Source organism: Azospirillum agricola, from assembly GCF_020005195.1.
GTDB lineage: Bacteria > Pseudomonadota > Alphaproteobacteria > Azospirillales > Azospirillaceae > Azospirillum > Azospirillum agricola.
Genome location: NZ_JAIFZR010000004.1, coordinates 1,037,681 through 1,061,761 on the forward strand (window position 1 = coordinate 1,037,681; position 24,081 = coordinate 1,061,761).

The 24,081-nt window shown below is 72.5% G+C and carries 12 protein-coding genes; 2 read left to right on the forward strand and 10 right to left on the reverse strand.

Annotated elements, in window-relative coordinates:
* Positions 1-12: 12 nt before the first annotated feature.
* Together JN22_RS13325 and JN22_RS13330 are read left to right on the forward strand one after the other, a co-directional pair.
* Positions 13-7,500, forward strand: coding sequence for a non-ribosomal peptide synthetase (locus tag JN22_RS13325; RefSeq protein ID WP_085554367.1), 7,488 nt, complete (start codon positions 13-15; stop codon positions 7,498-7,500).
* 66 nt (positions 7,501-7,566) lie between these two features.
* A complete protein-coding gene (locus JN22_RS13330) occupies positions 7,567-9,207 on the forward strand; it encodes a cyclic peptide export ABC transporter (RefSeq protein WP_085554368.1) in 1,641 nt (546 codons plus the stop codon).
* A gap of 22 nt (positions 9,208-9,229) precedes the next feature.
* Here the strand turns inward: JN22_RS13330 and JN22_RS13335 are convergent, their stop codons facing one another.
* The 10 genes from JN22_RS13335 to JN22_RS13380 form a co-directional block, all read right to left on the reverse strand.
* Complete coding sequence (locus JN22_RS13335) at positions 9,230-10,867, reverse strand: MFS transporter (RefSeq protein ID WP_085554369.1); 1,638 nt, start codon at positions 10,865-10,867, stop codon at positions 9,230-9,232.
* Positions 10,864-11,325, reverse strand: coding sequence for a DoxX family protein (locus JN22_RS13340; RefSeq protein ID WP_085554370.1), 462 nt, complete (start codon positions 11,323-11,325; stop codon positions 10,864-10,866). The genes JN22_RS13335 and JN22_RS13340 overlap by 4 nt, the downstream gene beginning before the upstream one ends.
* 28 nt (positions 11,326-11,353) lie before the next feature.
* On the reverse strand, positions 11,354-13,213 hold the full coding sequence (locus JN22_RS13345) for an amidohydrolase (protein WP_223677702.1): 1,860 nt from the start codon (positions 13,211-13,213) through the stop codon (positions 11,354-11,356).
* 101 nt (positions 13,214-13,314) lie between these two features.
* Positions 13,315-13,599: a XapX domain-containing protein gene (locus JN22_RS13350; protein WP_085554372.1), complete on the reverse strand. Its 285-nt coding sequence runs from the start codon at positions 13,597-13,599 to the stop codon at positions 13,315-13,317.
* A 106-nt stretch (positions 13,600-13,705) separates the two neighbouring features.
* Positions 13,706-14,392 (reverse strand): hydrolase, encoded by a 687-nt coding sequence (locus tag JN22_RS13355; RefSeq protein WP_085554373.1) that lies wholly within the window; start codon positions 14,390-14,392, stop codon positions 13,706-13,708.
* Between the two features lie 133 nt (positions 14,393-14,525).
* Positions 14,526-15,362, reverse strand: a complete 837-nt coding sequence (locus tag JN22_RS13360) for an alpha/beta fold hydrolase (protein WP_085554374.1) — start codon at positions 15,360-15,362, stop codon at positions 14,526-14,528.
* A gap of 136 nt (positions 15,363-15,498) precedes the next feature.
* Positions 15,499-16,359 carry a helix-turn-helix transcriptional regulator gene (locus JN22_RS13365; RefSeq protein WP_223677703.1) on the reverse strand — a complete coding sequence of 287 codons (861 nt, stop codon included), beginning with the start codon at positions 16,357-16,359 and terminating at the stop codon, positions 15,499-15,501.
* 295 nt (positions 16,360-16,654) lie between these two features.
* A complete protein-coding gene (locus JN22_RS13370; RefSeq protein ID WP_085554375.1) occupies positions 16,655-17,281 on the reverse strand; it encodes a response regulator transcription factor in 627 nt (208 codons plus the stop codon).
* Positions 17,259-18,833: a response regulator gene (locus tag JN22_RS13375; RefSeq protein WP_085554376.1), complete on the reverse strand. Its 1,575-nt coding sequence runs from the start codon at positions 18,831-18,833 to the stop codon at positions 17,259-17,261. The genes JN22_RS13370 and JN22_RS13375 overlap by 23 nt, the downstream gene beginning before the upstream one ends.
* On the reverse strand, positions 18,830-23,920 hold the full coding sequence (locus JN22_RS13380; RefSeq protein WP_223677704.1) for an AAA family ATPase: 5,091 nt from the start codon (positions 23,918-23,920) through the stop codon (positions 18,830-18,832). The genes JN22_RS13375 and JN22_RS13380 overlap by 4 nt, the downstream gene beginning before the upstream one ends.
* Between the last annotated feature and the right edge of the window lie 161 nt (positions 23,921-24,081).

The following is a 24,081-nucleotide window of genomic DNA, read 5'->3' on the forward strand; positions in this document are numbered from 1 at the left end:
AGTTTCCGTGTGATGCAGCGCCAAGCCTATTTCGAGCAGTTCGAGTTCCAGGCCGAGAGCCGCCCCCAGGCGGTCGCCGTCGAGACCGCCGGGCGGAGCATCACCTACGACGCCCTGAACCGGCAGGCCAACCGCGTCGCCCATGCGCTGGCGGCGCATGGGGTGACGGGCGGGGCGGCGGGCGGCGCGGGCGGCGGCATCGTCGGGCTGTTCCTCGATCCCGGCATCGGCTACATCGCCGCCCTGCTCGGCACCGGCAAGGCGGGGGCGGCCTTCCTGCCGCTGCCGCCCGACCTGCCGGAACGCCGGCTGGCCGCCTATCTGGACAAGGCGCGCTGCCGGGTGGTGGTGACCGACTCCGCCAACCGCCCCGCCCTGGAGGCGCGCCTCGCCGCCGCCGGGGCCGAGGCGGTCATCCTGGAGGCCGACGGCCCGGCCGGAGAACAGCCCGACCATAACCCCGGCATCGCCGTGGGGCCGGGCGACGGCTGCTACGTCATGTTCACCTCCGGCTCGACCGGCCAGCCCAAGGCCATCCTCGGCCAGCAGCGCGGCCTCAGCCATTTCCTGCGCTGGGAACTGGCCGAGTTCGGGCTCGGGGCGGAGACGCGCGGCTCCTGGCTGGCCCCCATCACCTTCGACGTCAGCCTGCGCGACGTGCTGGTGCCGCTGATGGCCGGCGGCACCGTCTGCGTTCCGGCGCCCGAGCTGCGCAGCCAGCCCCACCGGCTGGTCGACTGGATGGCGGACTCCCGCCTGACCCTGGTCCATTGCGTGCCCACCGTGCTGCGGCTGCTGGTGCGGGAGCTGGAGCACCGCGCCCCGGCCGAAGCCCCGTTCCCTCATCTGCGCCATCTGCTGGTGGCCGGCGAGCCGCTGCTGGGCGCCGACGTGGCGGCGTGGCGGACGGTGGCCGGCGGCGGGGCCGAGCTGGTCAACCTCTACGGCCCCTCGGAAACCACGCTGGCCAAGCTGTTCCACCGGGTGGGCGCGTTGTCCGGCGACCCGCGCCGGGTGCTGCCCATCGGCAGGCCGCTGCCCAACACCGCCGTGCTGATCCTCAACCAGGGCCGCGCCTGCGCGGCCGGCGAGATCGGCGAGATCCACATCCGCACCCCCTACCGTTCCCTGGGCTACCTCGGCGATCCCGAGCTGACCGCCGCCGCCTTCGTCCAGAATCCGCTCAGCCCCGACAAGCCGGACGTCATCTACCGCACCGGCGACCTTGGCCGCCTGCTGCCCGACGGCACCGTCGAATGCCTGGGCCGCCAGGACAACCAGGTCAAGATCAGCGGCATCCGCATCGAGCTGGCCGAGGTCGAGGCCGCCCTGCGGCAGGTGCCGGGCGTGGCGCAGGCGGCCTGCGCCGTCCATGCCGGCGCCGACCAGCGCCCGCTGCTGGCCGGCTATTACGTGCGCGCCGACGGCTCCTCCGACCCGCTGCCGGCGGACACGGTGAAGGCGGCGCTCGACCGCATCCTGCCGGCCGGCATGCAGCCGCACACCCTCATCGCCCTGGCCGACCTGCCGACCACCATCAGCGGCAAGCTGAACCGCAAGGCCCTGCCGCGGCCGGAAGCGCTCTATTACCAGGAAAGCGGCTACGTCCCGGCGGAGACCGCCACCGAGAAGGCGCTGGCCGCCGTGTGGAACGGGCTGTTCGGCATCGCCGACGCCGGGGTGACCACCCGCTTCCACGCCTTCGGTGGCGATTCCCTGCGGGCGATCCGCGCCGTGCTGGAGATCTACCAGACCTGCGGCGTCGAGGTCGCGCTGAAGGACTTCTTCGCCAACTCCACCATCCGCGAACTGGCCGCCCTGATCGACCGCACCAGGGCCGGCAGCCCGTCCGCCGCCGCTCCCAAGCCCATCGCGCGGGTGCCCGACGCCCCCAGCCACCCGGCCTCGCCCGCCCAGGCACGGCTGTGGCGTCTCGACCGCATGGGCATCGCCCCCACCGCCTACAACCTGCCCGAAGCCTACGAGCTGCGCGGGCCGGTCGACGCCGCCGCCCTGGAGCAGGCCTTCCGGACGCTGATCCGCCGCCACGAATCCCTGCGCACCAGCTTCCGCGAGGAGGACGGGCAGGCCCGTCAGGTGGTGCACGCCGCCCCGCCCTGGCGGCTGGAGACGATCGACCTGCGCCGGCACGCCCGGCCGGAGGAGGAGGCCCATCGGCTGGCGGCCGGCAACCGCGAGCATGTGTTCGACCTGGAAACCGGGCCGCTGCTCCACGCCGTACTGGCGAGGCTGCCCGACGGCGATGGGGACGGCGCGCCCCGCCATGTGTTCCTCTTCAACATCCACCACATCGTCAGCGACGTCTGGTCGCTGGGCGTGCTGGTGCGCGAGCTGGCCGCGGTCTACGCCGCCCTGACCCAGGGCCGCGACCCCGATCTGCCCCCTCTGCCGATCCAGCAGCGCGACGCGACGGCGTGGCAGGCCGGACGGCTGGCGGATGGCGCCCTGGAGGCCGACCGCCGCTACTGGCTGGACCGGCTCGGCGGTCCGCTGCCGGTGCTGGAGCTGCCCGCCGACCGGCCGAGGCCGCCGGTGCAGACCTTCAACGGCACCACCCACCGCCTGCGCCTGCCGGCCGAGGCCACCGGCCGCCTGCTGGATCTGGCCGAGGCCCATGGCGCCACGCTGTTCGCCACCCTGACCGCGCTGACCAAGGCGCTGCTGCACCGCTACAGCGGCCAGCGCGACATCATCGTCGGCAGCCCGGTCGCCGGGCGCGACCATCCGGACCTGGACGGGCAGATCGGCTATCTCGTCAACACGCTCGCCCTGCGCGACCGGGTGGAGCCCGAAACCCCCTTCGCCGGCCTGCTGGCGGCGGTCGGCCGCACGGTGGCCGACGGGGTGGCCCACCAGTCCTACCCCTTCGACACTCTGGTCGGCGAGCTGGACCTTGCCCGCGACATGAGCCGGTCGCCGGTCTTCGACGTGATGGTGGTGGTCCAGACCTTCGAGGCGATCGACCTCGCCCTCGACGGCGCGGCGGCGCGGCCGTTCGGGCCGGAGAACGCCTGGAACTTCAGCCGCTACGATCTGGTGTTCCATTTCCAGACCGACGGCGGGGAGCTGGTGCTGGATCTCAACTACAACCGCGACCTGTTCGACGCCGCGCGGATCGCGGCGCTCTGCGGCCACTTCACCGCCCTGGCCGAGGGTGCGGCGCTGGCCCCCCACACGCCGGTCGGCGCCCTGCCCCTGCTGAGCGGACCCGAGCGCGCCGCCATCGCCGGCTTCGCCGCCGGCCCGGCCGCCGACCGCCCGCGCCTGTCGATGGCCGCCCTGCTGTCGGAGGTCGCCGCCCGCCACCCCGGCCGCCCGGCCCTGGTGGACGCCGCGCGCAGCCTGGATCACGCCGCGCTGGAGGCCGCCACCGACCGGCTGGCCCGGCTGCTGGTCGCCCATGGGCTGGAGCCGCGCGACCGGGTGGCGGTGCTGGCCAACCGCTCGGTGGAATCGGTGGTGGCCCTGCTGGCGATCCTGAAGGCCGGCGCGGTCTATGTGCCGCTCGACCCCGACTACCCCGCCGCCCGGCTCGCCGCCATGCTGGAGCGCGCCGGGTGCCGGCTGGTGCTGGTCGACCGGCCGGGCGACGAGTCCGCGCTGCCGCCCGGCAGCCCGCCGGCCCTGGCGGTGGCCCCGGTGCTCGAGCCCGGCACCGCCGTCCCCGACCTTCCCCTGCCCGCCGTGGCGCCGGACGAGGTGGCCTACATCATCTTCACCTCCGGCTCCACCGGCCAGCCCAAGGCGGTGATGGTCGAGCACGCCGGCTTCGTCAACATGGCGCTGGGCCAGATCGAGGCCTTCGGGCTGGGGGCCGGCGACCGGGTGCTGCAATTCGCCTCCCCCTCCTTCGACGCCTCGCTGGCCAACCTCTTCATGGCCCTGTTCGCCGGGGGCGCCGTCGTGCTGCCGGACAAGGCGGTCATCGAATCGGTGCCGCGATTCCTGGAGTTCCTGGCGGCCAGCGGCACCACCGTGGCGACCCTGCCGCCCACCTACCTGCGGGCGCTGGACCGGGCGGCGATGCCGACCCTCAAGGTGCTGATCACGGCGGGCGAGGCAGCGCCGGTCGCCGACCTGACCCATTACGCCGACCGCCTGCGCGCCTTCAACGCCTACGGCCCGACCGAGGCGTCGGTCTGCGCCACCATCCACCGGGTGAGCGGCGCCGACGCCGCGCTCGTCCGCGTCCCCATCGGCCGGCCGCTGCCCAACACCAGCCTGCACATCCTGGACGGGGCGGGTCAGGCCGTGCCGGTCGGAGTGCCGGGCGAGGTGCATCTGGGCGGCGCCGGCCTCGCCCGCGGCTACCGGGGCGACGAGGCGCAGACCGCCGCCCGCTTCGTCACCGCCGCCTGGGGCGAGCGGCTGTACCGCACCGGCGACCTCGCCTGCTGGCGGCCCGACGGCACGGTGGATTTCCTCGGCCGCGCCGACGAGCAGGTCAAGATCTCCGGCCACCGCATCGAGCTGGGCGAGATCGAGGAGGCGCTCCGCGGCGTTCCGGGCGTGCGCGACGGCGCCGTCGCCGCCGTCACGCGGACCGACGGCTCCCAGGCGCTGGCCGCCTACTACTGCCCGGAGGCGCGGGTGGAGCTGTGGCCCTCGGTGGCGGAGTTCTTCGTCTATGACGACGTCGCCTATTCCAGCATGGCCGGCGACGAGGGCCGCAACCGCCGCTACCGCGACGCCTTCGCCCGCCATCTGCCCGGCCGCACGGTGGTGGACATCGGCACCGGCCCCTTCGCCATCCTGGCGCGGCTGGCGTTGGAGGCCGGCGCCCGCAAGGTCTACGCCATCGACCTGCTGGAAAGCACGGCGCGCAAGGCACGGGAGACCGTCGCCCGGCTCGGCCTGTCCGACCGCATCGAGGTGATCCACGGCGACGCCCAGTCCATCGCGCTGCCCGAGCCGGTGGATTTCTGCATCTCCGAGATCGTCGGCGCCATCGGCGGTTCGGAGGGGGCGGCGAAGATCATCAACGGCGCCCGTCGCTTCCTGACGGATCCCGCCCGCATGCTGCCGCAGCGCAGCCTGACCCGGATCGCCGCCGTCAGCCTGCCGGAGGGCAGCTTCGCCTATGGTTTCCCCGACATCGCCGCCCATTACGTGGAGCGGATCTTCGCCGAGGTCGGCCGCCCCTTCGACTTGCGGATCTGCGTCAAGAACCTGCCGCGCGAGGCGATCCTCTCCACCGCCGGGATCTTCGAGGATCTCGACCACACCGGAATCGTGCCGCTGGAATCCGTCCATGACGGGGAGCTGGTGGTGGAACGGGCCGGGCCGATCACCGGCCTGCTGGTCTGGCTCCAGCTCCATGTCGACGGCGACCATGTGGTGGACATCCTCGACAATCCGGGAAGCTGGCTGCCGGTCTACCTGCCGCTGGACCAAGCCCTAGATCAAGCGGGCATTGCGGCGCGGCCGGGCGACCGCATCCGCTTCACCGTGGCCCGCAGCCTGTGCGCCAACGGCCTCAACCCCGACTTCACCGTCACCGGCCGGATCGAGCGGCAGGACGCCGAGGCGGTGCCGTTCCGGGTGGTCAGCGCCCATTTCGGCGACGGCTTCCGCGCCAGCCCCTTCTACGAGCGGCTGTTCGCCGCCGGCCCGGTGCCTCGGGCGGACGCGGTGACCCCGGTGGCGGTGCGCCGCCACCTGTCGCGCCTGCTGCCTTCCCACGCCGTGCCGGCCCATCTGGTGGCGCTGGACGCCCTGCCGGTGACCGTCAACGGCAAGGTCGACCGCGCCGCCCTACCCGCCCCCGCCGCCCCGGCGGCGGCCAGCCGGCGCGACCCGGCCACCCCGGTGGAACAGGTGGTTCTGGAGGTGTGGCGGGCCATCCTGGAGCGCGACGACATCGGCGTGGACGACGATTTCTTCGGGCTGGGCGGCGATTCCATCCGCGCCATCCAGATCGTCTCCCGCCTGCGCGGGCTGGAGCTGGGAGCGGAGATCCGCGACATCTTCCAGAACCCCAGCGTCGCCCAGTTCGCCCCGGTGGTGAAACCGCTGAAGCCGCGCGCCGACCAGGGGCCGGTGAGCGGGCCGGTGCCCCTGGCGCCGATCCAGCGCTGGTTCTTCGAGACGGTCGACGAGGACCGCCACCACTTCAACCAGGGCGTCCTGCTGCGGGCGACGGCGGGCTTCGACGCCGGGGCGGTCCGCAAGGCGCTCGACAACCTGTGGCGCCACCACGACACCCTGCGGACGGTCTTTCCGGCGGCCGTGGACGGCGTTTCCCTGCCCGACCCGGTCATCCTGCCGCCCGAAGGCGGGCCGTCCCTGACGCTGGTCGAGCTGGGCGCCGAACCGGGCACCGACGAGGACACGGAACTGGCCGCCGCCGCCGACCGGCTGCACGCCGGCTTCCGGCTGGAAACCGGGCCGCTGTTCGCCGCCCTGCTGGCGCGCGGCGCGTCCTGCGACCGGCTGCTGCTGACCGCGCACCATCTGGTGGTGGACAGCGTGTCGTGGAGCATCCTGCTGGAGGATCTCCGCACCGCCTACGCCGCCGCGCTGGCCGGAACGGTGCCGGCGCTTCCCGACAAGACCGCCTCCTACCGCGACTACACGGGGGCGCTGGCCGACATGGCCGGCGGCGCCGGCTGGAGCGGGGCGCTGGCCTACTGGAAGACGGTGGCCCCGCCCGAGCCGCTGGCCATCCTGCCGCCCGGCCGCGCGGCGGTGCGGATGGCCGACATGGCGAGCGTCTCGGGACGGCTGGACCGCGACACCACCGCCCTGCTGCTGGGTCCGGCCCACCGCGCCTACGGCACGCGGACCGACGACCTGCTGCTGTCCGGGCTGGCACTGGCGCTGCGCCGCCGGCTGGACCGCCGGCGCACGCTGGTGACGCTGGAATCCCATGGCCGGGAATGGCCCGCCGCCGGCAGCGATGCCGCTCCGCTTCCCGACCTGACCCGCACGGTCGGCTGGTTCACCGCCCATTACCCCTTCCTGCTCGAGTCCGGAACGGACGGAAGCGGGGACATCGGCACGCTGGTCAAGCGGGTGAAGGAGTCGCTGCGGCAGGTCCCCGACCGGGGCTGGAGCTACGGCCTGCTGACCCGCCATCCGGCCGGGCCGGGTCTGGCGCCGCTGGCCGGCCAGATCGGCTTCAACTTCCTTGGCGCGATGGGCGGGGCGATGGGCGGCGTCATGGCCGGCGGCCAGCCGGACGGGGGGTTCACCATCGACTGGGACGCGCCGGGCCGGACGCTCGGCGCGCGGGTCCGCCGCCCTCACCCGCTCGACATCCTCGCCATGGTGGTGGACGGGGCGCTGACGGTCGGGCTGGACTACGACAGCGCCGTGGGACGCGAGACGGCGCAGGGGCTGCTGGACGGGTTCCTCCAGGCCCTCGCCGAGGTCGCCCGCCACTGCGTCTCGCGGAGCGGCAGCGAGGCGACGCCGTCGGACTTCACCTACAAGGGGCTGTCCCTGGACGATCTGGACGCGCTGCTGCACGCCGACTGAAAGAGGGGCCGGACACTCCCGGCCCTTCCCCTTCCCTCCCGTGTTTTCCCGGAGATCCCGGCCCGCATGAAACTCCTAGCCCTCTTCCGGCGCGACGCGGACGTCCTGCGCTTCCGCTTCCTGCTGCTGGCGGCGATCTCCGGGCTGGCCAACGCCGCCGTGCTCGCAACCATCAACGTCGCCGCCCAGAACGTGTCGAGCAAGCAGTCCAACCTGCACAACCTGCTGCTGTTCTCGCTGGCCATCGCCATCTTCGTCGTCACCCAGAAGCGGCTGATGGTGGATGTGTGCAATCAGGTGGAGCATCTGATCCACCGGCTGCGGGTGCGGCTGCTGGAGCGGGCGCGCCACGCCGAGTTCCTGGAGATCGAGGAGATCGGCCGCTCGGAGATCTACGCCGGCCTCAGCCGCGAGACCCAGGTGATCTCCCAGGCCGCCCCCAACATCATCATCGCCGTGCAGTCGGCGGTGCTGGTGCTCTTCACCATGCTGTACATGCTGACCCTGTCGATGGCCGCCTTCCTGCTGTCGGCGGCCTTCACCACGCTGGGCGCCGCCATCCATCTGGCCCGCTCGGGCGAGGTCAAGGCCCAGCTCCGCCAAGCCTTCGCGCGTGAGAACGAGCTGGTGGAGGGATTCACCGACATGCTCGACGGCTTCAAGGAGGTGAAGATGAGCACCACCCGCTCGCTGGAGATCGCGCAGCGGGTGGCCCATGTGTCGTCCGACGTGGCGGACCTGAAGATCCGCACCCAGACGCTGTACGCCAACGACTTCGTGATGTCGCAGGTGACCTTCTTCCTGCTGACCGGCCTGATGGTGTTCGTCGTGCCGAGCCTCAGCCAGTCCCACGTCGAATCGGTGGTGATGACCACCACCGCCAGCCTGTTCATGATCGGCCCGGTCTCCACGGTGGTCGGCGCGCTGCCCATCTTCTCAAACGCCAACACCGCCGCCGAGAGCATCCTGGAGCTGGAGGAGCGGCTGTCGCGCATCGACGTGGACCGCGACGGGGATCCCCGGCAGGCCGACCATTTCCACGGCTTCCGGCGGATCGTGCTGGACGGCCTGACCTTCCGCCACCACGCCCCGGCCGGCGATTCCGGCTTCGCCGTCGGTCCCATCGACCTGACCATCGAGCGCGGCACGGTGGTGTTCATCACCGGCGGCAACGGGTCGGGCAAGACCACCTTCATCCGCCTGCTGATCGGCCTCTACCCGGCGGTCGACGGCACCCTGCGCGTCGACGAGGAGCGCATCGGCCCGGAGAATCTGGCGGCCTACCGCAACATGTTCTCGGTCATCTTCTCCGACAACCACCTGTTCACCGAGCTGTACGGCGTGCCGGACATCGACCAGGCCGAGGCCGACGAGCTGTTCCGGCTGCTGGAGATGAGCCACAAATCCAGCCTGCGCGACCGGCGGTTCAGCACCACCCGGCTGTCGGGCGGCCAGCGCAAGCGGCTGGCCCTGATCGTGTCGCTGCTGGAGAAGCGCCCGATCTGCGTCTTCGACGAATGGGCCGCCGACCAGGATCCGCGCTTCCGCGAGAAGTTCTACCGCGTCATCCTGCCCCGCCTGCGCCGGGCCGGCATCACCGTGCTCGCCATCACCCACGACGACAAGTATTTCGACACCGCCGACGTCCATCTGCACATGGAGGACGGCCGCCTGTCACCGGTGCCGCTGGGCGGCGTCGCGCACTGACCGCAACGCACCGGGCCTGCCGTCACGACGCCTCGCGGCCGGGCTTGTGGAAGCCCAGGTAATGCGCGACGGCCGGCGGGGCATCTCCACGGTGGAAGGCGCGCGTCTCCTCCTGGAGGTCGGCGTCGGCGTGCGACACCCGGCGGTGCTGGCGCTGGTGCTCCGCCCAGGATTCGACGAAGAACCATTCCAGCACCCGCTCCGGATCGCCGGAATCCTGGCTGACGCCCCAGGCGTAGGCGCCGTCGCGCCGCCGTCCCTCGGCCAGGCGGTGCAGCACCGTCAGGAAGGCGGTGTGGTCGGCGGCGGCGACGCGGTACTCGATGGTGATCAGCACCGGGCCGCGGTCGCCATGGACCGGCTCGGCGATCGCCGGCTCCGGCCAATGGTTCGACGGGGTCAGGTCGGCCTCGCCGGACGGCAGGTGGTGGCGGCGCAGAAGGGCGGCCACGGCGAGCAGCGCCACGGCGCTGGCCCACAGGGTGGCCGGAACGCCGATGGCCTCGGCCAGCACGCCCCAGGCGAGGCTGCCGGCGGTGAGCGCGCCGTTGAAGACGGTCAGATAGAGCGCCAGCCCGCGCCCGCGCACCCAGTTGGGCAGGATCGCCTGGGTGGTGGCGTTCAGCGTCGTCAGCACGGCGATCCAGGCGGCGCCGGCGACCAGCAGGATCGGCACCGCCGCCCAGCGCGGCGGGGCGAGCGCCAGCATCCCCATCACCGCCGCCGTGGCGAGGGCGGCGGCCAGCATGATGCCCTCCTGGCCGAGCCGGGCGCGCAGGCGGGGCAGCAGCACGGCGCCGCCGATGGCGCCGGCTCCGACCGCGCCCAGCAGCAGGCCGTAGAAGCCGGGACCGCCGCCGAGGATGCGGCCGGCGATGATCGGCAGCAGAGCCCAGAGCGCGCTGGCGGCGGCGAAGAACAGGCCGGCGCGCAGGAACACGCGGTGCAGCTCGCGGCTGGCGCGGGCGTAGCGCAGCCCGGCGCGCAACGCGCCGCCGAACTGCTCCGACAGCTCGTCGCGGGCGTCGGGTTGGCGCTTCCACCACAGCAGCGTCAGCAGCACGATGGCGTAGCTCGCCACGTCCATGCCGTAGGTGGCCGCCGCGCCGAAGGCGGTGAGGATGGCGCCGCCGGCCGCCGGGCCGATGGCGCGCGAGATGTTAACACCCAGGCTGTTGAGGGCGACCGCCCCCTTCAGCTCGGCGCGCGGCACCAGCTCCGGCACGATGGATTGCCAGACCGGCGCCATCAGCGCCGCGCCGACGCCGCCGAGGAAGGTCAGCCCGACGATGGAGGTGACGCTGGCCGTCCCGGTCGCCGCCTGCAACGCCAGGGTCAGGCTGACGCAGGCCAGCCCGATCTGGATCATGATCAACATGCGCCGCCGGTCCATGATGTCCGACAGCACGCCGGCCGGGATCGCCAGCAGGAAGATCGGCAGCGTCCCCGCCGTCTGCACCAGCGCCACCATGGCCGGCGAGCCCGACAGCTCCAGCACCAGCCAGGAGCTGGCGACGTCGCGCATGAAGGTGCCGACATTGCCCAGCACCGTCGCCATCCACAGCACGGCGAACAGCCGGTTGCGCAGCGGCGCGAAGGCGCCGGCCGGCGGCTTCGTCCCGGTTCCGGGGGTGGTTCCGGGCGCGGCGTCGGCCGTCATGGGGTCGTCCTTCCGCGCCGGTGGGTCAGCGCCGCCGCGGCGGCAAAGCCGCCGACGATGGCGAGATGCTCCAGGAAGGTGGCGGTCTGCCGCGCCCGGTCGAGCCCCTCGAAGGTCCAGAAGGCGTGGGCGATCAGCGTCGCCACCACCGTGAAGCCGGCCAGCAGACCGGCGCCGAGCCAGCACCAGCGGCGCGTCAGGAACAACCCCGACCCGCCAAGCTGCGTGACGATCACCGCCGCCGCGACCAGCGCCGGGGAGCCGAGCCCGAGCCCGGCGGTCTCCGCCGTCGCCCCGCCGAAGTCGAACAGCTTCACGAGGCCGCTGACCGCGTAGGGGCTGGCCAGCGCCAGCCGCGCCGCCAGATCCAAACCCGGCCAGTCGAGGATGCCGGCGATCGGCGCCGGGGCGCCGTCATGGCCCGCATCGCCGGACAGCCGGCCCAATGTTCCGCTCATCGCAGAGCCTCCCTTCCCGTCCGCGCCATCACACCGCCCAGCAGCCACAGCCGAAGGCGCCCCAGAAGCTGCGGGCGTCGGCCACCGGCACGTTGGCGCCCAGCGCCGCCGCGTGGTCGTGGCCGTGCACCGCACAGCCGGACTGGCAACCGCAGGACGCCGCCTGCCGCTGCGTCGCCTTGGGGTCCTGCCGCTGGTGGTAGCCGCCGAAGGTGGCGACCGGCGACCAGTCGGGCATCGGCTTGGGCAGCGGCGGGGCGAGCGGGCCGTAGTCGCCCGAGCCGTGCACCGGCTTGCCGCCCAGCAGGGTCAGCACCGAGCGGATGTGCGGGATGCGGTCCTCCGGCACCGACAAATAATCGTCGCTGAGCAGCACCGCGTCGGCGAGCTGGCCGGCCTTGATCTGGCCCTTCCTGCCCTGGTCGTTGGAGAACCAGCTGTTGGCCTCGGTCCACAGCCGCAGCGCCGTCTCGCGGTCGAGCCGGTTGGCGACCGGGTAGAGCCCGAGCCCGCCGACCGTCTTGCCGGTGACCAGCCAGGACAGCGAGACCCACGGGTTGTAGCTGGCGACGCGGGTCGCGTCGGTGCCGGCGCCGACCGGCACGCCGGCGGCCAGCATCCTGGCGACCGGCGGGGTGGCCTCGGCCGCCTTGGCGCCGTAGCGCTCGACGAAATATTCACCCTGGTAGGCCATGCGGTGCTGCACGGCGATGCCGCCGCCGAGTGCGGCGATGCGGTCGATGTTGCGGTCGCTGATCGTCTCGGCGTGGTCGAAGAACCAGTTCAGCCCCTGGAGCGGCACGTCGCGGTTGACCTTCTCGAACACGTCGAGCGCGCGGGTGATGGTCTCGTCGTAGGTGGCGTGCAGGCGCCAGGGCCAGCGGTTCTCGGCGAGCAGGCGGACGACCGGCTCAAGCTCGGCCTCCATGTTCGGCGGCATCTCCGGCCGGGCGACGCGGAAATCCTCGAAGTCGGCGGCGGAATAGACCAGCATCTCGCCGGCGCCGTTCAGGCGGTAGGTGTCGTCGCCGTGGCCCGGCTTGACCTGCTTCGACCAGCTCGCGAAGTCGGACAGCTCCTCCTTCGGCTTCTGGGTGAACAGGTTGTAGGCGATGCGCAGCGTCATCTCGCCGTCGGCGTGCAGTTTCTCGATGATCGCGTAGTCGTCGGGGTAGTTCTGGTAGCCGCCGCCGGCGTCGATCACGCTGGTGACGCCCAGCCCGTTCAGCTCGCGCATGAAATGCTTGGTCGAGTTGACCTGATACTCGGGCGGCAGCTTCGGCCCCTTGGCCAGCGTCGCGTAGAGGATCGTCGCGTTGGGCTGGGCCAGCAGCAGGCCGGTCGGGTTGCCGGCCGCGTCGCGCACGATCTCGCCGCCCGGCGGGTTGGGCGTGTCCTTGCCGTAGCCCACCGCGCGGAGTGCGGCGGCGTTGAGCAGGGCGCGGTCGTAGAGGTGCAGGATGAAGACCGGGGTGTCGGGGGCGGCGGCGTTCAGCTCCTCGATGGTCGGCAGGCGCTTCTCGGCGAACTGGTGCTCGGTGAAGCCGCCGACGACGCGCACCCATTGCGGGGCCGGCGTGTTGGCGACCTGCCGGCGCAGCATCGCCATGGCGTCGGCCAGCGAGGGCACGCCGTCCCAGCGCAGCTCCATGTTGTAGTTCAGCCCGCCGCGGATGACGTGGATGTGGCTGTCGATCAGGCCGGGGATCAGCCGGCGCCCCTTGGCGTCGATCACGGCGGCGTCGGGGGCGGCCGCGGCGCGCGCCTCGGCCTCGCTGCCGACGGCGAGGAAGCGGCCGTCGCGGATCGCCACCGCCTCGGCGACCGGGTTGGCGCGGTCGAGCGTGGTGACCTTGGCGTTGACGAGAATCAGGTCGGTGGACGGCATGGCGGCTCTTCCGGGTCGGGATCCGAGGGAGATCAGGGGGGATGCGGCAAGCAGGGAGGTCGCGGCGGCTCCGGCCATCGCCCGGCGGCGGGTCGGTCCGCTCATGCGTGACCCCCTGGAGAATGGTCGGGGGGCCGCTGGTCCGCCGGTACGCCCTTCCCAGCCTGCGGCCCGAGGACATGGCGCGCGCAGTCGCCCTGGATGAAGGCGAGCACCGGCTGTCCGGCGAGCAGCCGCTTGGCGACCGGGACGACCTGCTCGCCGACCAGCATGCCGAGCAGCCCGATCAGGGCGATCGTCGGCGGGGCGGGCGAGCGCACCCCGATCAACGCATAGATGACGCCGACCAGCAGGCCGGCGCCCAGGGAAAGGAGGTAGGGCATCATGGCGTTCCGTCCTGGGTCTTGGCCACCCGACCGGCTGGGGAAGCCGAAAGCCGTTGCTTGAAAAAGCGGGAAGCCCCCCTCCCTCGGGGAGAGGGGCCTCAAACCGTCAGGCGTGCTCGTGCGTGGCGGCGCCGACGACCTTGTGCGGATAGGCACCGCGCTGCGGCGCCTTGTGGACCATGGTGTAGGCGTAGTCGACGCCCATGCCGTAGGCGCCGAAATGCTCGCGCACGATGTTCATGACGCCGTCGTAGGTGCCGCGCTTGGCCCAGTCGCGCTGCAACTCCAGCAGCACGGTGACCGAGGTCATCGACTGGGCGCCGGCCTGCTCCATGCGGCGCACGGCGGCGTCGTGCGATTCCTGCGAGGTGCCGCCCGACGCATCGGTGACGATGTAGACCTCGAAGCCCTCCTCCAGCGCGCACAGCGTCGGGAACAGCAGGCAGGCCTCGGTCCACAGGGCGGCGATGACCAGCTTCTTCTTGCCGGTCGCCTTGATGGCGGCGACCAGATCCTCGGAATCCCAGCTGTTCATCGAGGTGCGCTCGATCGGCGTCTGCTGGAGCACGTCCATCAGCTCCGGCCAGATGTAGCCGGAGAAGCTCTCGGTCTCGACCGCCGTCAGGATGGTGGTGGCGCCGAACAGCTTCGCCGTCTTGGCCAGCGCGATCGTGTTGTTCTTGAGCTGCTGGCGGTCGATGTTGACGACGCCGAAGGACATCTGCGGCTGGTGGTCGATAAAGAGGAAGACGGTGTCGTCGGCGTTCAGCAGCTTCTTGGCCTGGAAGGTCATGTCTCTGTCCCTTGTTGTCGGGGTTGGGGTGTCGGGATTGGGGAGGCCGGCGGAAACGCCCATCCAGCCGCCAGGCCCGGCCTCGCGCCGGCCATGACGGTGGAAGAGGGAAACCGAGCGGAGGCGCCGGCGCTCAGGCCTTGAGGAAGGCGAGCAGCGCCTCGTTCACCACATCCTTGTGGGTGGTGCACAGGCCGTGCGGGGCGCCGGGAACGATGGTCAGCGTGCCCTTGGGCAGCAGGGCGGCGGCGGCCTTGCCGGTGGTTTCCAGCGGCACGATCTGGTCGTCGTCGCCGTGCAGCACCAGCGTCGGCACGATCATCTTCCTCAGATCCTCGCGCAGGTCGGTCTCCGAGAAGGCCTTGACGCACTCGTACTGCGCCAGCAGGCCGCCCTGCATCCCCTGCATCCAGAAGCTGTCCATCACGCCCTGCGACGCCTTGGCGCCGGGACGGTTGTAGCCGTAGAAGGCCGGGGTGAAGTCCTTGAACCACTGGGCGCGGTCGGCCGCAACGCCGGCGCGGATGCCGTCGAACACCTCCGGCGGCACGCCGTCCGGATTCCAGGCGGTCCGCACCATGATCGGCGTGACGGCGCCGATCAGCACCGCCTTGGCGACGCGCGACACGCCGTGGCGGCCGATGTAGCGGGCGACCTCGCCGCCGCCGGTGGAATGGCCGACATGGACGGCGCCCTTGAGGTTCAGCGCCTCGGTGACGGCCGCGAGGTCGTCGGCGTAATGGTCCATGTCGTTGCCGAAGCCCGGCTGCGAGGAGCGCCCGTGGCCGCGCCGGTCGTGCGCGATCGTCCGGTAGCCGCGCTGGGCCAGGAACAGCATCTGGTCCTCGAAGGCGTCGCCGGACAGCGGCCAGCCATGGCTGAAGACGACCGGCTGGCCGCTGTCCGGCCCCCACTGCTTGACGTGGATCTGGACACCGTCCCTGGTGGTCACGTAGCTGCCCTGGAGCATGGCCTGCTTCCTTGTGCCTCGGTTGCGCGATCCGTGGCGGCGATGCTAGCGAAGGGCCGGCCGGGCGGATTGCCTCTTCGGAACGGCTTTTGAAGGTTCCGCGCATTCCGGCGGCCGGCCGGGCGGCACCGGGCGGTCAGACCGGCAGGCTGTCCGCCGGCCTCGGAACGGCGCCCGCCCTCGTCCCCGCCGCCGTGTGGCGATGGCGCCAGGCGCGGGGCGTGACGCCGGTGAGGCGGCGGAAGGTGCGGGAGAAATGGCTCTGGTCGGCGAAGCCGCAGGCGAGCGCGACGTCGGCCAGCGTCCGGGTGCCGTCCCGCATCAGCGTCTTGGCGTGCTCGACCCGGCGCTGCAACAGCCATTGGTGCGGGGAGGTGTCGGTGGTCTGGCGGAAGGCGCGGGCGAAATGCCCGACCGACAGCCGGCATTCGGCCGCCAGATCGGCCAGCCTGATCTCCCCGTCCAGCCGGGCGGCGATCATCTCCTTGGCCCGCCGTTCCTGCCAGGGGGCGAGCGCGCCGCCGGCCCGGACCGCCGAAAGCCGGCCATGGGCGGCAACGACGTGCGTCGCCAGGGCGCAGCTCACATGGTCGAGGAACAGCAGGCTGATCCGTTCCGGCATGGCGAGCGCCGGCAGCACGGCCGCCGCCATCGCGGCGATGGTCGGGTCGGCGACGCAGCCGCTCGGCTCGATGTCGAGATCCTCGAACTGCTCCGGCCCGCCGTCCGGGAAGATGGTCTCCAGCACGACGCGCGGCAGATGGAAGGTCAGCGTGTCGAAGGCGGTGTGCATGTGGCAGGCGATGTCGTGCCGGAAGTCGTGGATGGTGGTGAGCCCGGCGATGTCGCGCGGCCTCGCCACCGGCTTGCCGTCCACCTTGATCTCGGAATGGAAGTGCGACAGGTGGTGGCTGATCAGGAAGGCGTCCTCGATCGCCGGGGTGTCGAGCGGCCCCAGCCCGTCGGTGTCGCAACGGATGCGGGCGATCCCCACCATTCCCCCCCGAGCCGGCGGATCAGCACCTCCGGCTTGGCCGGCGCCGGAATGAAACCCAGGTCGAGATTGCTTCCTGCGGCCATCGCCGTCGCCATCCTTGCCTCCCCTGCCCGGTCCGGGCGGCCCGGCCCCGGCGGCCGTCTGCTTCCTTATGCCGCAGGGTAAGCGATGGTCGTTGCGTAAAACTACTGAACGCAGATTGGGTTTCGCCATGCCTGGGGCGAGCGATCCTAGACCTTGGTCTAGGACGGGGCGGGGTCTAGGACGGGGGCAGGGTCTAGGACGGGGGCAGGGTCTAGGACGGCGTCAGGCTGTCGACGATGCGCACCAGTTCCACGACCGACTGCGCCTCCAGCTTGCGCATGGCCTGCCCGCGGTGCAGCTTCACCGTCGCCTCGCTGAGGCCGAGGTCGCCGGCAATCTGCTTGTTGCGCCGGCCGGCCACCACCATCAGCGCCACCTCGCGCTCGCGCGCCGTCAGGCTGTCGAAGCGGCTGCGCTGGACGGCGAGGCCGCGTTCCCGGTCGCGCTGCTCGCGGTTCCGCGCCATCGCCGCGTGGATGGCGTCCAGCAGCTCTTGGTGATGGACCGGCTTGGTCAGGAATTCGAAGGCCCCGGCCTTCATGGCGCGCACCGACATCGGCACGTCGGCGTGGCCGCTGATGAGGATCACCGGCAGGCGGGAGGGCGAGCGGGCCAGCTCGGCGTGGAAATCCAGCCCGCTGCGCCCCGGCAACCGGACGTCGAGCACCATGCAGCCGGCATCGATGACCGGGCCGAGATCGATGTACTGCTGCACCGACGCGAAGCTCCGCACCCGCAGCCCGACGGAGTCGAGCAGCCCCTCCAGCGCCTCGCGCACCGCCTCGTCGTCGTCGATGATCACGACGGTCACGCTGTCACCGGCCTTCGTTCCCATCATTCCCCCCGGATTTCGCAGGCGGCTTCACGGGCAGCACGAATTCGAACACGCTTCCGCGCGGCACGGCGGACCCGGCGGCCAGCCGCCCGCCGTGAAGCTCGACGATGGAACGGCTGATCGACAGCCCCATCCCCAGCCCGTCGGGCTTGGTGGTGTACAGCGCCCGGAAGAGGGTTTCGGCGTCGGCCTCGGCGATGCCGACGCCGCTGTCCTCGACGCGGACACGGATGCGGCCGCCCCCGGGGCCGGCGGCTTCGGCGTCGGTGGTGATGCGCAGCCGCCGGTCGTCGATCTCCGGCGCGGCCATCGCCTCGATGGCGTTCATCACGAGGTTCAGCAGAAGCTGCTGGAGCTGGACCCGGTCGCCATGAACCCAGGGCGGCCCCTGGATCAGGTCGGTCTCCACCCGGATCCGCGCGCGGCGCAGTTCCGCCCGCACCAGCGCCAGCGTGTCGGCGATCAGCGCGCTCATGTCGACCCAGCCGGGGTCGGCCGGGGTGCGGCGGGCCAGGGCGTGGATGCTGCGGACGACGTCGCCGGCCCGCTGGGCGTCGCGGACGATCCGCTCGACCACGGCGCGGGTCTTGGCCAGATCGGGCTGCGCCTTCGACAGATGTTGCAGGCAGGTGCCGGCGTTGGTCACGATCGCCATCAGCGGCTGGTTGACCTCGTGGGCGATGGCCGTGGCCAGTTCCCCCATCATGGTCAGGCGGCCGATGTGGGCGAGGTCGGCCTCGGCCCTGCGCAAGGCCTCGGCGATCTGCCGGCGCTGGGTCAGGTCGCTGAACACCAGGATGGCGCCCGCCACCTGCCCGCGGTCGTCGATGACGGCGGAGCAGCGCTCCTCGATCACCACGCCGCCCGCCACCACCCCGGCGCACTCCGGCGCCCCGGCGCGGGGCAGCAGCCTGGACAGGCGCTCCGGCGGGGCGAGCGGGCCGCTGCGCAGGGCCAGCGCGGCGAAATCCTCCAGCGGCTCCTGCGTCTCCTCGTCCACGGCGACGAAGACCGTGGCGAGCGGCAGCCCGGCCGCCTCCGCCGCCGTCCAGCCGGTCATCGCCTCGGCCGCCCGGTTCATGAAGCCGACCCGGCCGTCGCCGTCGCACAGGATGACGCCGTCGCGGATGCTGGCCAGCGTCGTGGCGTAGCGCCGCTCGCTCATCCGCAGCTTGACGTCGCTGGCGTGCTTGTAGAGCGCCATCTGGATGACGGTGCGCATCTGCGGCTCCTCGAACGGCTTCAGCAGATAGCCGAAGGGTTCGGTCAGGCTGGCGCGCCGCACGGTCTCGTCGTTGGCGTAGGCGGTCAGGAAGACGATCGGGATGCGGTGGGTGTCGCGGATCCGGCGGGCGGCCTCGATCCCGTCCATCTCGCCTTCCAGCCGGATGTCCATCAGCACCAGATCCGGCTGGTGACGGCCGGCGAGCCGGATCGCGTCCTCCCCGCTGGCCGACGTGGCGACCACCTCATGGCCCATCCGGGCAAGTTGCTGCTGGATGTCGCGCGCGACGATGCGGTCGTCTTCAACGATGAGGATGCGGGCCGCGCTCATTCATGCCCCCGGTTCCAGCCTTTCAAAGGGAAGGCGACGACGAATTCGGCGCCCGCCCTGGAATCGTGCCGCGGGTTGTGCTGCATGTTTCCGTGCAATTGACCGGTCAAATCCTCGACAAGCTGAAGCCCGATGGTTCCCAACCTATCGGGAACACGGCCACCGGGCAAGCCCACGCCATCGTCGCGGACGGACAGGCGGCACACCTCCCCATCGGTGGTAAGGGCGACCCGCAGCACCCCGTCGCGCCCGTCCGGAAAGGCGTGCTTCAACGCGTTGGACACCAGTTCGTTGACGATCAGGCCGCAGGGCACCGCGCGGTCGAGGTCGAGCGTCAGGTCCTCCAGCTCCATGTCCAGCCGGACCGCTCCGGTGCGCGGGGCGTAGGCGCGCAGCAGATGGGCGCACACCGATTCCAGATGCGCCCGCATCGGCACCCGCGCGAAGTTGCCGAGCCGGTACAGATTCTCGTGCACCAGCGCCATCGAGCGGACCCGGTCGCGGCTGTCGGCGAACAGGGCCGCCACCTCCGGATCCGCGATCCGGTTCGCCTGGAGGTTCAGCAGGCTGGTGACCAGTTGCAGGTTGTTCTTGACCCGGTGGTGGACCTCCTTCAGCAGCGCCTCCTTCTCCTCCAGCGTCGCGGTCTCCAGGGAGGCGGCGGCCTGCGCGCCCAGCAGGGTCAGCACGTCGACCCGCCGGCGGGTGAAGGCGTGGGTTGCCAGCGCGTTCTCCAGATGGAGCAGGCCGACGACCCGCGTCTGGCGGACCAGCGGCATGCACAGGATGGAGCGCGCCTCGGCGTCGCGGACGTAGGGGTCGGCCGAAAAGGGGCCGGGCAGCCGCGTGTCGTCGACGATCAGCGTCTCCTGGTCGCGGATGGCCGCCTGGATCATCGCGTGCGGCAGCGCAAGCCGGTCGGCGTCCTCCTGCACGAGGCGGACGGACACGCCGTCGAGGCCGGTCGACGCCTCCGCCTCCACCCGCAGCCGGCCGTCGCGGGCGAGGATCAGCAGCCCGCGGCTGGCGCCGGCCTGCTCCAGCACCAGGGTCAGCAGGGTGGTGGTGAGCCGTTCGACGCTCGCCTGGTCGGACACCGCCCGCAGGGTTTCCAGCAACGCCGCCAGATCGGCCCCGTCGAGGGTGCGCGGCGGTTCCGGCGCCGCCTCGGCCCGCTCGGCCGCCAGGGCGGGGTGCAGCCGGTCGAGCTGCCGGACCTTGGCCGTCGCCCCCCATCGCCCGTAGGCGGCCCGCGCCTCCCGCAGGCAGGCCAGTTCGAGCGTGGGCAGGCCGATGCGGTGGTAGAAGGCGGCGGCGCGCTCGTTGGCCAGCGCCTCGACATGCGGCAGGGCCGTGCGCCGCGCCGCCCGCACCGCGCGGTCGTAGCCACGCATCGCCTCCCCGCTCCGTCCGTCGATCCGCGCCGCTTCCGCCTCGACCAGAGCGAAGCGGGCCTCGAAGCCGTCGGGGTTGTTGGCGGCCCATTCCCGCAGCTGCCCGCGATGCCCGGCCAGGGCCGCCGCGTGACGGGAGCGCCCGGTATCCGGGATGTCACCGTCTGGGATGTGGCCGTCCGGGATGTGGCTGTCCGGGGCGCCGCCCTCCAGCAGGCCGGCCCGCGCCAGCGCGCCGTAGAAATGGAACTCGGCCATCTCCAGATGGCCGGAGCTGGTCCACAGCAGCCGTTCCGCGCGCTCGGCGGCGGCGACGGCGGCGGCGGGCTCGCCAGCGATGCAGCGGACCTGAAGGGCGCGGATCCAGTGCCAGCAGAGAGCGATGTCGAGGCTGGGGTTGGCGCGCAGCCGGGCCTCGAAGGCGGCATCGTCGAAATCCGGACCGTCGAAGGATCCGGGGCCGTCGGTCAGGCCGCGCAGGGCGCGCGACGCCTGCAACTGGGTGGTCAGGATGTCGATGCATAGCCCGAAGCGGACCTGCCGGACATAGGCGAGCCGTGTCTCCGCCGTCCGCTGCACCGTCGCCAGCGGGTCGCCCGCCGCCAGCATGCTGGTGACCAGCGTGACGCTGGTGAAACCGCCGTAGGTGACGTCGCCGGCCTCGCGCGCCTCGTCGAAGGCGCGCAGCAGCAGCGCCCGCTCGCTGCGGACGTCGCGCGTCCAGGGCACGACGTGGTAGGCGAAGGTCATCAGCACCCGTGCCCGGTAGCGGGTCCGCCCCTCCCGCTCCGAAAGGTCGAGGCCGAGCCGGCCGAACGCGTAGCCGGCGGCGTAGTCGCCGAAACAAGGGCCGGCGACCATCCCGAGATAGGCGAAGCCGAGGGCGGAGGCGTCGCTCCGGCCACGCTCCAGCGACAGGTTGGCCATGCGGCACAGGATCAGGCAGACCAGATTGCGGTCGCTGAAGAAGGCGGGCGGCAGCGCGGCGGCCAGCACGTCCAGCGTCGCCCGGCTGTCCGGATCGTCGGCGGCGGGAAGCCCCGCCAGGGAGGCGATCGGCCGGTCGCCGATGGACGCCCGCAGCCGCCGGTACTCCCGCTGCACCAGATCGTCGGACGGGTGCGCCGGCCAGTCGGTCCCAACCTCCCGCAGATAGGCCAGGCAACTGCCGATCGCCCGGTCGCTGCGGTCGATGGCGGTGTGGACGGTCACCAGCAGCGCGGTGATCGCCGCGCGGTCGGCCAGCGTGGCGGCCCGCCCGACGAGATCGCCGAGGCGCTGCTCCGCCAGCGGCAGGTCGCCGTTCAGGAACTCGCATTCGGCGCGCAGATGCTCCAGGGCGAAGCCCAGCCGTTCCTGGCGTTCCTGGCGTTCCGGGCGCTCCGGGCGCCGCCGGTCCGGGCACGGCGGATCGTCGAGCAGGGACAGGCCGCCCAGCGCGTAGGCCAGCGCCGCCCCGTGGGCGCTGGCGGCCTTGGCCCGATGCCCGGCGGCCAGGTGGAGCGCCGCCACCTCCTCCCGCTCGCCGGGATCGTCGAGCAGGGACAGGCAGCGGTCGTACTGGCCGACCAGCTCGAACAGCCCCTCCCCGGATTCGTCGCCGGCGGCGAGGCCGCCGCGCAGGGCGCGGGCGACGGCGAGGTGGAGGGCGCTCCGCTCCCCCTCCGGCACCAGGGCGCAGGCCCCCTCCTGCACCCGGTCGTGGAGGAAACGGTACCCCTCCCCGGTCCGCAGCAGCAGCCCCTCGGCGACGACCGGCTCCAGCGCCTGTTCGACCGCGCCGGCCGGCAGGCCGCCGGCGCGCGCCAGGGTGGCGAGCCGGACGCTCGCCCCGAGCCCGGCGAGGCGGGCCAGCAGATCCCGCGTCACCGGTGGGAAGCGGCCGAGCCGTTCGGTCATCAGCGTGGCGACGCTGTCGCCCGACCGCGCCGCCCGGACCGCGTCGATGTCCCAATCCCAGCGCCCTTCCGCCGGATCGAAGCGCAGGTGGCCCGAACGCTCCAGCGCGATCAGGAGCTGCGCCGCGAAGAAGGGGTTGCCGCCCGTCCGCCCGTGCAGAAGGTCGGTGAGCGCCGCCACCTCGTCGGGCGCGCGGCCCAGGCTGTCGGCGACCAGCCGCCGCAGGTCGGCGGGCGGCAGCGGCGCCAGATCGATCTCCTCGCGGTCGAGGTCGCGCCCGGCCGTCCGCACCCGCCCGATCAGCCCCAGCAGCGGGTGTCCGGCGCCCACCTCGTCGCCGCGGTAGGCCCCGACCAGCAGCAGATGGCCGGGGCCGCCATGGGCGAGCAGGCGGTCGAGCAGGTCGAGGGTGGCGCGGTCCAGCCATTGCAGGTCGTCGAGGAACAGGACGAGCGGGTGCTCGGGACGGGCGAAGACCTGGAGCACCCGGCGGAACAGCCGGTCGAAGCGGTTCTGCGCCTCTTGCGGCGGCAGCGGCGCGACCGGTGGCGGCTCGCCGATCAGGGCAGCGAGGTTGGGGATCAGGGCGGTCATCAGCGCCCCGTTGTCGCCGACCGCCTCGCGCAGCTCGCGCCGCCAGTGGTCGCGGTGCGGGGCGGGCTGGCCGAGGATGCCGTCGACCAGCGCCCGGAAGGCGTCGGCCAGACTGGCGTAGGGAAGGTCGCGCCGGCTCTGGTCGAACTTGCCGGAGGCGAACAGCCCGCGCGGCGGCACGACCTGCTCGCGCAGGGACCGGACGACGGAGGATTTCCCGATGCCCGACCGGCCGGCGACCAGCACGACGCCCATCCGGCCACGCTCGGCGACACGGTCGAAGGCCGCTTGCAGGGCGGCCACCGGCCCGTCGCGCCCGTAGAGCGCCGGCGGCTGGACCAGCCCCTCCGGCCGGTCGCGCTGGCCGACCGGAAAGAACGGGACGCAGCCCTGGGTTTCCCACAGCCGCGCCGTCTCGGCGAGGTCGCGCAGAAGGCCCTCGGCGCTCTGGTAGCGGTCCTCGGCCGTCTTGGCGAGCAGCCGCAGCAGGATGTCGGAAACGGCCGACGGCAGAGCGGGATCGACCAGCGCGGGCGGAACGGGCGCGCGGGCCAGATGGCAATGGACCCACTCCGTCGGCTCGCGCGCCGTGAAGGGCAGCGTTCCGGTGAACAGCTCGTACAGGGTGACGCCGAGCGTGTAGAGGTCGCTCCGCCGGTCGACCGGACGGCTCATCCGCCCGGTCTGCTCCGGCGCCATGTAGGCGGGCTGGGCGGGCAGTTCCGCCATGTCCTGCGGTGGGGCGGCCGACGGCGCCCCGGCCCGGCCGAAACCGGTCAGACGCACCGTCCGGTCGTCGCCGACCAGCAGGTTGAAGGGCCGCAGATCGCGGTGCAGCAGCCCGCGCCGGTGCAGCGGCACGACCGCCTCGACGATCCGCGCCGCGAGGGCGAGCCGCTGCTGGAGAGTCAGCGTCGCCAGCGCCAGCGCGCAGAGGGGCTGCCCGCCCGGATCCGCCATCGTCAGAACGGGCGGGTCGCGGTGGCGGAGCAGATGCAGCGGCTTGACCGCCCAGGCGGGATCGAGACGGCCGGCGAGATCATGCTCCCGCCGCAGGAGCGCCGCCGGACCCGCCGCCCTCCGGCCATCCGCTTCCACCGCCCGGACCAGCAGGGAAAAGGGCTGGCCCGGACGCGTCACCCGCATCAGCCGGGTCTCGCCATCGCTCCCCAGAACGGTGACGCCGGGACCGGAGTCCATCGGATGATCCATGCTCGCACCCACGCAACCGCCCTTCCCCACCGGGGCAGCGCGCACACTGGCATGGCGGGCGTCTCCCGGACAGAGGCAAGATGGGGTCGGGCCGCCATCACGGGAACGGGCCGGCGACCGTGACGGCGGCCGTGACGGCGGCCGGCGAA